Source organism: Orenia sp., from assembly GCF_055140805.1.
Genome location: NZ_JBSQYM010000123.1, coordinates 1 through 9,374, shown reverse-complemented (window position 1 = coordinate 9,374; position 9,374 = coordinate 1). Strand labels below are relative to the sequence as shown.

The following is a 9,374-nucleotide window of genomic DNA, read 5'->3' as shown; positions in this document are numbered from 1 at the left end:
GAGAGGACTAAAGCATCTTTTATTCCCCTCTCCTGATATGAGGAGAGGGGTTAGGGGTGAGGTGGGTTTTATATTACATTCTAGAGTTGTTTATCTATAGCTCTTAAAAAGAATTCTAGAATTGGTAATATTATTTAGCGTAAACTAAGATTAAATTTTATATTTTTAATAAAATTTCAGCAGATTATATGCAGAGTATATAAGGATATAAGAATATAAGGATATAATTCCTGTATTAAATTTATTTGTTTTGATAGAACAGATAGTATTTTAGATACAGGAATTTTAATTTTTCAATTAAAATTTATCTTTCAAAAGTAGAGGATAGATTATAGCTAAAATTAGCTTCAAATAGAAGAGATGCAGATTAGCAACTAAACATGCTGCCGATAAGGTTAACAAATTAGCAGCTACTAAGGAGTGATTATTTCAAATCAAAATATTAGTGGGATTAAGTATGAATTAAACAAAAATATTAAAAGGGAGGTAGGTAAAGGATGAATGCTTTACCAAAGTTAAAAACAGGTGATTTAAAAGCGAATACATCAACTCTTCTAAAGAAGATAATCAGATATAAGTATTTTTATTTGATGTTATTGCCAGGATTATTGTATTTATTTATCTTTAAATATATTCCTATGTATGGAATACAGTTGGCTTTTAAGAAGTTTATGTTCAATAAGGGGATTACTGGTAGTCCTTGGGTTGGATTAGAGAATTTTAGGTATATATTCTCAGAAGCTGAGTTTTGGAATGCAGTTAAAAACACAGTGATAATCGCTTTTATGAAGATAGGGCTAGGTTTTTGGATTTCAGTTGTTTTAGCTATTTTAATTAGTGAATTAAGGGCTCCTAAATTCAAGAAGAAACTACAGGTAGTATATACATTTCCTCACTTCTTATCTTGGGTAATTGTATCTGGTATTGTAATTAATCTACTTAGTAATTCTGGAGCTATCAATAATTTATTGTCTATATTGGGATTTGAAAGGATATCTCCTTTGACTGATAAGGGAATATTTAGATACTTACTTATTTATTCTGAGGTATGGAAAGAAGCTGGTTGGGGGACTATTTTATATTTGGCAGCCATAACAGGAATAGATCCAACTCTATATGAAGCAGCAACAATAGATGGTGCTAATCGTTGGGAGAAGATTAAGTATATCACTTGGCCTAGTATTAAAGGTTTAGTTGTTGTTATGCTATTGTTAAGTATTGGACAGCTGATGAATGCAGGATTTATGCAGATCTTTAATATGTATAATCCTACAGTTTATGATGTTGCAGATATTATAGATACCTATGTTTACAGGATTACCTTTGAAAGGGCACCTGATTTTGGGGTCAGTACGGCAGTTGGTATGTTCAAAGGAGTTACTAATTTAATCTTATTATTGACAGCTGACAAAGTGGCCAAGAAGATGGGGCATTCTGGAATCATATAGAGGAGGTTTAAAACTATGAAAAAGAAATTTACTAAGACAGATTTAGTAATAGGTACACTTTTAACTTTGTTTGCTATTGCTATCTTGTATCCCTTTTATAATTCAATTTTAGTTTCTTTAGTACCACAAGATGTTTATGTAAAGACACCTTTTATGTTATTTCCTAAAAAGATTACATTAAGTGCTTATCAATTTGTATTTAGCTCTAAATCAATAATGAATGGATTTTTGGTAACTTTATTTGTAACAGTAGCAGGAGTAATTTATAATATGTTCTTAACTGTTACAACTGCTTATGCTTTAACTAAAGATATACCAGGAAAAAAATTAATTATGCATCTAATTATCTTTACAGTTTATTTTGGTGGTGGCTTGATTCCCTATTATTTATTAATCAAAAACATAGGGTTGATGAATAATCTTTGGGTTATGGTTCTGCCAATAGGTTTTTGGCCGATGTATATGATTATAGTTAAAACATTTTTTGAAGAGTTGCCTGAAGAATTAGAAGAGTCTGCTAAGATAGATGGGGCTAATGATTTAGTAATATTATTTAAGATTATATTACCATTGTCCTTACCAGTATTAGCTACTTTTGCTTTATATTATGGAGTAGAGCGTTGGAATGAATGGTGGCATGGAATGTTATTTATTCAAACGGCTAGTAAGCAACCTTTACAGTTAGTGTTGAGAAATATTGTACAGAGTGCTGGTGAGATGACTCAAAACTTACCTGCTGGACAAGAGAAGAAGGTCTTTGCTGAAGGTGTAAAGATGGCTAGTATTATAGTGACTATGTTCCCTGTAATGTGTTTATTCCCATTTTTACAGAGATATTTTGTAGAAGGACTTACAATAGGAGCAGTAAAGAGTTAACTTCTATTAAAATAATGGCTTTAAAAAATAATCTTTTGTATCTCTTTTGAGGTAGGAAAGATTGTTTTTTTTATAAATATAGATAATATACTATATTTAGTCAACTAATTATATTAAGCAACATACAGGAAAGCTTTTTTGGACAAATGATTTGTAAAAATATCAAGAAAGGATCTGATAAGATGAAGGAATTAAAGGTCTTTATCCAAAAATTAAAGCCTAAAGCTAATAATAGTAGAGATATTTTAGTAAATTCTTTGATGAATTTATTATCTGGTATAACTATCTTCAGACAGGTTCAGGTGGGGTTTTTAGTATTGGTATTTATCAGTTTGCTAACTGGTCAATTAGTTTGGCAGAATACTAATCAGATTAGTGATAAGATCAATAAATTACAACAAAGAGTTATACCAACTGTTAAGTTGAATTCATCAATAGCTAGAGATTCTTTCTTAAATCAGATTAATGCTTATCGGGTATATAGCAATTTGATGAGGTCAGATGATTTGGAGATTAATCCCTTAAATAATTATATTGATAATTTAAGAGAATATGTTGATGATGAAGAAATATTGATTAAACTAGATGATGTTAGAGAATTAAATAATAATTTTAAAGATGATCTTGTAGAATTAGCCGAGATTCAAGGAGACACTATTATAAAAAAGATGAAGTTGCAAAAGTTAGACAAACTTATTCTTAATATTAATTTAGCTAATTGGGATTTAAATCAAAAGAGTTGGGAGCAATTAGAGCAAGATATTCAACAGGTAATTAGTTATAATGATAATATTAAAAAAAGATTAATTATAATAGTCATCTTGAGTCTTCTAATTGGAATTACATTAGGAGTGATTATCTCTTGTGGAGTTGCTAAGTTGACTAGTATAATTAAGGAAAGAACACATGAAGCTGCTAATAAGGTAAAGTCTGTGACTGATAGATCTTTGGAGATGGAGGTGATTGCTGATGATGTAGATCAGGAGATTAGTCAGGCTTTTGCTGTGATTAAGGATTTAATTTCTGGCAATGTAGAGGTAGCTACAGCGGTAGATGAAGTATCAATATCATTGCAAGAGGTTCAAGAAGGGGTTAAACAATTATCACAACAGGCTAAGCTGATTTCCAATGCTGGTAAGGATACTTATCAAAGTATCGAGAATACCAGTAGGAAGATAGAATCAGGGACTAAAATTATTCATAAGACTGCTGATACAATGCAGGAGTTGAGAAGAAGTGCTGATAAGATAGAAAATATTTCTGATAAGATTATGCACATAACAGATCAGACCAATTTATTGGCTTTAAATGCTGCGATCGAAGCTGCAAGGGCGGGTGAGCATGGTAGAGGATTTGCTGTAGTAGCAGAAGAGATTAAGGAGTTGGCAACTGAGAGTATAGAGGCTACCAAAGAGGTTAAAGGTATTACCAAAGAGATTGAAGAGGTGGTAGAGTCTGCTGTTGCTGTAATGAGTAAGTCTAAGGATAAGTCTCAAGAGAGTATTATCGATATCTTTGATGAGATTAGTAATTTATCAAAACAAGTTAAAAATAAGATGGAAGCCGTAGTTTCATCTTCTAAGACACAAGTTATCTCTAGTGAGCAACTTAATTCAGTAGTTGAGGAGATTTCGGCTTCTAGTCAAGAGGTAGCTGCTCAGACTGAAGAGACCTTGAATTCAGCTGAAAGGATAAAAGGTTTAATGACTGAAGTAACTCATGCAATTACCAACTTATACTTTAAGATTAAAGAAGGATCCGAGGTCTCCCAAGAACAGTTGGAGGCTATCAATCAGGTAGTAGAAGCAAATCAAAGATTGAAAAAATAATTTATGATTAAGGATCAATTTAAGGAAAGTCCCTCTAACTTTAAGAAGAGTCTTTACTATTTAAAATTTCTAGGAAAAAATAAAATTTTCTATTCTACCTATATTAAAGAAGGATATAGAAAAGGCTAAATTTAAAGGTTTAAACAGTTATCAAATGGTTTTTGCGCAAATTTTTGCGCAAAAAAGCGAGCAAAAATAAGGGAAAATAGAAAAAATACTTGCATAATCTTTTGCAATATATTATAATAAGATTAAGTTAGAGGGGAATAATAAATAATTTAATAAGTGAATATTACCTTAAATAGTTTGATAAATCGAACTTGCGCAAAGTTTGCGCAAGAAAATAAAAAGTAGGAACAGGTGATAATTATGAAAGTCACTATACAAGATATAGCTGATAAGGCAGATGTATCTCCCTCTACTGTTTCAAGAGTTCTTAATAACAAAGGAAGAATTTCTGAAAAAACGGAAGAGAAGGTATTGGCTATTGCTCAACAGTTAGGTTATAAATCTAGAAACAGTAATGGTAAATCTGAGGAATCTAAAAATATAGCTATAATCTTTAATAATAAATTGAATCAAAATTTAGCACTTAACCATTTTTATAGTTATGTAATGGAAGGTGTAGAAGTAGCTTTAAAGGATTACAATTACCATCTTTTCTTCAAGACTATTACAGCAGAAGATACCATAGCAGATATTAGTAATTGGATTGATGAAAAAGAGATTGCTGGTTTAATCTTTGCTGGATATGAGATTGATAAGGATTTGATTTTAAGTGTTAAAAAGAAGGGTGTTCCAGTAGTTTTAGTTGATAATGATTTATGGGATGAGAACCTTGACTGTGTAGTCAATGATAATGTAAATGGAAGTAGAAAGATTATCAATCATTTAATAGAATTAGGGCATAAAAAGATAGCATTTTTATCAGGTCCTTTAAGTCATGTTTCATTAGATGAGAGATATATTGGATATAAACAGTCTCTTAAGCAGGCTGGAATAGAAAAGAAAAATGATTTCATCATCTTTTGTGAGCCAAGCTTTGAAATCGAAGATGGATGTGAGGCTATAAAAGAGATGTTTAGTAGAGTTGAAGTTAAGCCTACAGCAATCTTTGGAGCTAATGATAAATTAGCTATTGGAGCAATGAAGGCGGTACAAGAGTTGGGATATTCAGTTCCTAAAGATATTTCTATAGTAGGCTTTGATGATATAGATATGTCACAGCATTTACTTCCTTCATTAACGACTGTGAGAATCTTTAAAAGAGAGATGGGTCAGATGGCTGGTAAGAGGTTATATGAATTAATTAATGGGATTGCAGTAAACCCTATGAAGTTGGTTATCTCTGTAGAAACTATTATAAGGGATTCTGTTGCAGAAGTTGATGAAGAATAAGGATAGCTTACTAATAAATATTATTTTATATAAATTGCTATAAGATTATAAGGGTATAATTTTATAAGAATATAACATAAACAAGAAGTAAGTAATAAAGGACACTTTACAATTATGTTAGCTTCATATCTTATAATAACTTCACCTTTAGATAATATAGAGGTGTATGAGCTAAACAGCTTAATTCTTATTTTGTAATTATTCAATATCCCCTAAATTGCGAATGAAATATAAAATAAGAAGTGCATAAGACTATAAGAGTATAAGTCCACCTTTACTTCTATCTTAAAGAGATGGTATTAATGCTATCTTTTTAAGATAGTCATAGAAGGTGGTTTTTTATTGAATTTTTAAGTTGTAAAGTGTTAGAAGCTTTAAGTAAAATTCAAATAGGAGGTAGGAAGGAATACTATAATACTTATTAACCTTTAGGTGTAAAATCAAATTAGAGGAGGAGATTATTAATGTTTAACAGAAAAAATATGATTTTAACATTAATTGTAGTCTTAGCTATTAGTTTAGTAGGTTGTTCTGGTGCTAATAATACTGCTGATACAGGTGATAGTGCAAAACAAGAATCTGATGTTACTGAATTGACATTTTGGAGTTGGTATGCACAACAAGGTCCTGCTATTGAAGCAGTAGTCAAAGAGTTTGAAAAAGATAATCCTAAGGTTAAAGTTAAGGTGGAATACTTTGAAACAGGTGCTTACCCTGAACAGATCAAAACATCCTTTATCTCTGGAAATGCTCCAGATATTATGGGAGTAGAACCAGGTTCTGGACCAAAAGGTTTAGTAACTTTTAAAGATGCAGGAAGAGTTTTAGATTTAACTGATATTTATCAAGAGAAAGGGTGGAATGATAGATTCTATGAATCTGCTATTAAACAGTTAACCTTTGATGGTAGTATTTACAGTGTACCATTAACAGTTAATAATATGAATTTGTACTATAATAAAACACTTTTTGATGAGTTTGGTTTAAAAGCACCAAAGACCTTTGATGACTTATATAAAGTTTCTGAAGTATTAAAAGAGAATGGTATCTTACCAATTACATGGGGTAATAAGTATCAATGGACAGGAAAAGATTACTTCTTCTTATTTGCTGGACAACAAGACACTACTTTAATTAAGAAGGCTGAAAGAGGAGAGATTAAGTGGACTGATGAGCGTTTAGTTAAAGCTTTAAATACTGTAAAGAGATTAAGTAAAGATGAGGTTTATGCTCCAGGAACTAATGCGATGAGTGATTGGGATGCTATCCAGTTATTCTTCCAAGAACAAGCGGCGATGTTCTTTAGTGGAACTTGGGCTATTCCAAATATTAAGAATAATGCTCCAGAAGGATTTACTGAGCAGTTAGGATTAATACAATTTCCAATCTTCGAAAATGGACTAAATCATGTCTCTCCAGGTGGAGTTGGAATGAATGTAGCAATTAGTAAAGATACTAAGCATAAAGAGTTAGCTATTAAATTCTTAGATTACTTTACTAAGACTCAATCTCAAAAAATATTTGTTAAAGAAGCTCAATTTACTAGTCCAAATAAAGAGGCTAATGTAGATGAGATAGTTGAGAGCCACTTATTGAAGAAATTTAATGAATTCCAAGGTGATACTACTCCTCGTTCTCTTGTAAACTCTAAGATGGATGCAGAGCTTGGAGGCGGAATTCAGGCCTTAATTGAAGGAGAGATGACTGCTAAAGAAGTTCTAGAAAAGGTTGAAGCTGTAAGATAATATAATCTAATTACTATATTCCTAGTGAACTTTCACTAGGGATATAGTAGATAAGAAAGGAGTTTGACAAATATGGACAGGATAAAAAGGTTTATGGGTAAAGATGCAAAGATAGGTTATAGCTTTCTTGCTCCAGCTCTGATATTGTTTGCATTACTAAATATCTATCCCACTATTTATTCCTTTATATTGAGCTTTCATAAATGGAATGGCTTAGATCCACATATGGATTTTGTTGGAATCAGTAACTATTTGGAGATATTTAAAGATAAGATTTTCCATAAGGCGCTTTTAAATACTGCCTTCTTTTCAGTCTTTACAGTAGTTGTACAAAGTTTTTTAGCTCTTTTATTAGCTGTATTTATAGAGAATGTTAGACAGAAAAAGTTAAGAGCCTTTTTTAGAATAACATATTATTTCCCTGCTATTATCTCTCCAGTGGTTGTTGCTTTAATCTGGGGATGGATGTTCCACCCTTACAATGGAGCCTTAAACAATATTCTTAATACAACCTTCTTCTGGTTGTCAGATAAACGGACAGTAATGCCAGCTATTTTAATTGCGAACTTATGGCAATGGACTGGGTATAATGCGTTAATCTTCTCAGCTGGGTTACAGTCTGTTCCTAAAGAGATCTATGAAGCAGCTGATATTGATGGTGCAAATGCATGGAATAAATTCTGGCATGTAACTATTCCTTCATTAAAGCCTGTAGCAAGTGTTGTTATTGTAACAACCTTGATTAATGGTATTAAGGTCTTTGGTCTAGTTCAGGTTATGACTGCTGGAGGACCTAATCACTTAAGTGAAGTAATGACTACTTGGCTTTATAAGAATGCTTTTGGTTTAGGAAGGTTAGGTTATGCTTCTGCTATGGGATATGTTATGACATTTATTAGTTTTATTCTAACATTTATTTATCTAAAACAGGTCAATAAGAATGACTAAATTATTGGAAAAGGAGGAATAGTTGTGATGAAAAAGATAAAGAGTCTATTTAGTAATATGAATTATTTAGTCTTAATAATAGGAACAGTCATTACGATGTATCCAGTTTTATGGGTATTAGTCTCTTCTTTTAAAGGTAGAAGAGAGTTTGCTAAAGACTATTTCTTCCCAGCAGGGAAATGGCATTTTGAGCATTATGTCCAAGCTTGGGTAGATGGTAATTTTGGAACTTACTATTTTAATAGTATATTCGTTACCTTTTTTTCTGTAGCATTGGGTATTTTATTTGCTAGTTTAGCAGCATATGCTTTTACTCGTTTGGAATTTAAAGGGCGCAATATTATTTTTTATGCTTTTTTAGCAACAATGATGTTTCCACCTCAATTAGGATTAATTCCATTGTTCTTAATCTTTAAGAAATTACATTTATTAAATACTTATTGGGCATTGATTATACCATATACTAATGGGGCTATTCCTGTATCGATGTTCTTATTAAGAGGATACTTTAAACAGTTACCCTATGAATTGGATGAGGCGGCTATGGTTGATGGTGCAAATCACTTGACTATCTTCTTTAAGTTGATTTTGCCAATGTCTAAACCAGTACTGGCAACTACCTTTATGATGACCGCTTTGGGTACTTGGAATGAGTATCTATTAGCACTGACTTTTATTCAAGATGAAGCGTTAAAGACATTACCAGTTGGAATTATTGAATTTCAGAATCAGTTAGCTGTTAACTATCCAATGTTAATGTCAGGAAATGTACTTTCTTTCTTACCAATGGTATTAGTATTTATCTTCTTACAAAAATACTTTATCAAAGGTATTACTGGTGGTGCTTTAGATTAAATTTTGATAATTATTTATAGTAATTAATTTAGGAGGCGAAATAAATGAACAAAGTTAAAATTATAGGTAAAAGTTTAAAAAATATGCCATGGGAAGAGAAACCAGAAGGTTGTGACCAAGTTGTTTGGCGTCATTCAGCTAATCCAATTACTGATTGGAATCCGACTCCATCTGCGGCAAGAGTTTATAATAGTGCAGTAGTTCCTTTTGAGGGAGAATTTGTAGGTGTCTTTAGAATGGACCATAAGAATGGAAGAGCACATTTACACTTTGGC

At 31.6% G+C, this 9,374-nt stretch carries 7 protein-coding genes and 1 pseudogene; all 8 read left to right on the top strand.

Annotated features, from left to right (window positions below; genetic code table 11):
- Nucleotides 1–497: 497 nt before the first annotated feature.
- Nucleotides 498–1,448 carry an ABC transporter permease gene (locus ACTCDL_RS11695; RefSeq protein WP_106231478.1) on the top strand — a complete coding sequence of 317 codons (951 nt, stop codon included), beginning with the start codon at nucleotides 498–500 and terminating at the stop codon, nucleotides 1,446–1,448.
- 15 nt (nucleotides 1,449–1,463) lie between these two features.
- Nucleotides 1,464–2,324 (top strand): carbohydrate ABC transporter permease, encoded by an 861-nt coding sequence (locus ACTCDL_RS11690; protein ID WP_106231476.1) that lies wholly within the window; start codon nucleotides 1,464–1,466, stop codon nucleotides 2,322–2,324.
- Between the two features lie 182 nt (nucleotides 2,325–2,506).
- Nucleotides 2,507–4,153: a methyl-accepting chemotaxis protein gene (locus ACTCDL_RS11685; protein WP_463176701.1), complete on the top strand. Its 1,647-nt coding sequence runs from the start codon at nucleotides 2,507–2,509 to the stop codon at nucleotides 4,151–4,153.
- Between the two features lie 369 nt (nucleotides 4,154–4,522).
- Nucleotides 4,523–5,551 carry a LacI family DNA-binding transcriptional regulator gene (locus ACTCDL_RS11680; RefSeq protein WP_463176700.1) on the top strand — a complete coding sequence of 343 codons (1,029 nt, stop codon included), beginning with the start codon at nucleotides 4,523–4,525 and terminating at the stop codon, nucleotides 5,549–5,551.
- A gap of 464 nt (nucleotides 5,552–6,015) precedes the next feature.
- The gene (locus tag ACTCDL_RS11675) at nucleotides 6,016–7,296 is read left to right on the top strand and encodes an ABC transporter substrate-binding protein (protein WP_463176699.1); all 1,281 of its coding nucleotides are present in this window, start codon (nucleotides 6,016–6,018) and stop codon (nucleotides 7,294–7,296) included.
- A 72-nt stretch (nucleotides 7,297–7,368) separates the two neighbouring features.
- Entirely contained in the window at nucleotides 7,369–8,244 is an 876-nt protein-coding gene (locus tag ACTCDL_RS11670; protein WP_463176698.1) for a carbohydrate ABC transporter permease, read from the top strand.
- 27 nt (nucleotides 8,245–8,271) lie between these two features.
- Complete coding sequence (locus tag ACTCDL_RS11665; protein WP_463176697.1) at nucleotides 8,272–9,099, top strand: carbohydrate ABC transporter permease; 828 nt, start codon at nucleotides 8,272–8,274, stop codon at nucleotides 9,097–9,099.
- Between the two features lie 44 nt (nucleotides 9,100–9,143).
- Nucleotides 9,144–9,374 (top strand): annotated as a pseudogene (locus ACTCDL_RS11660) (glycoside hydrolase family 130 protein); the annotation flags it as partial.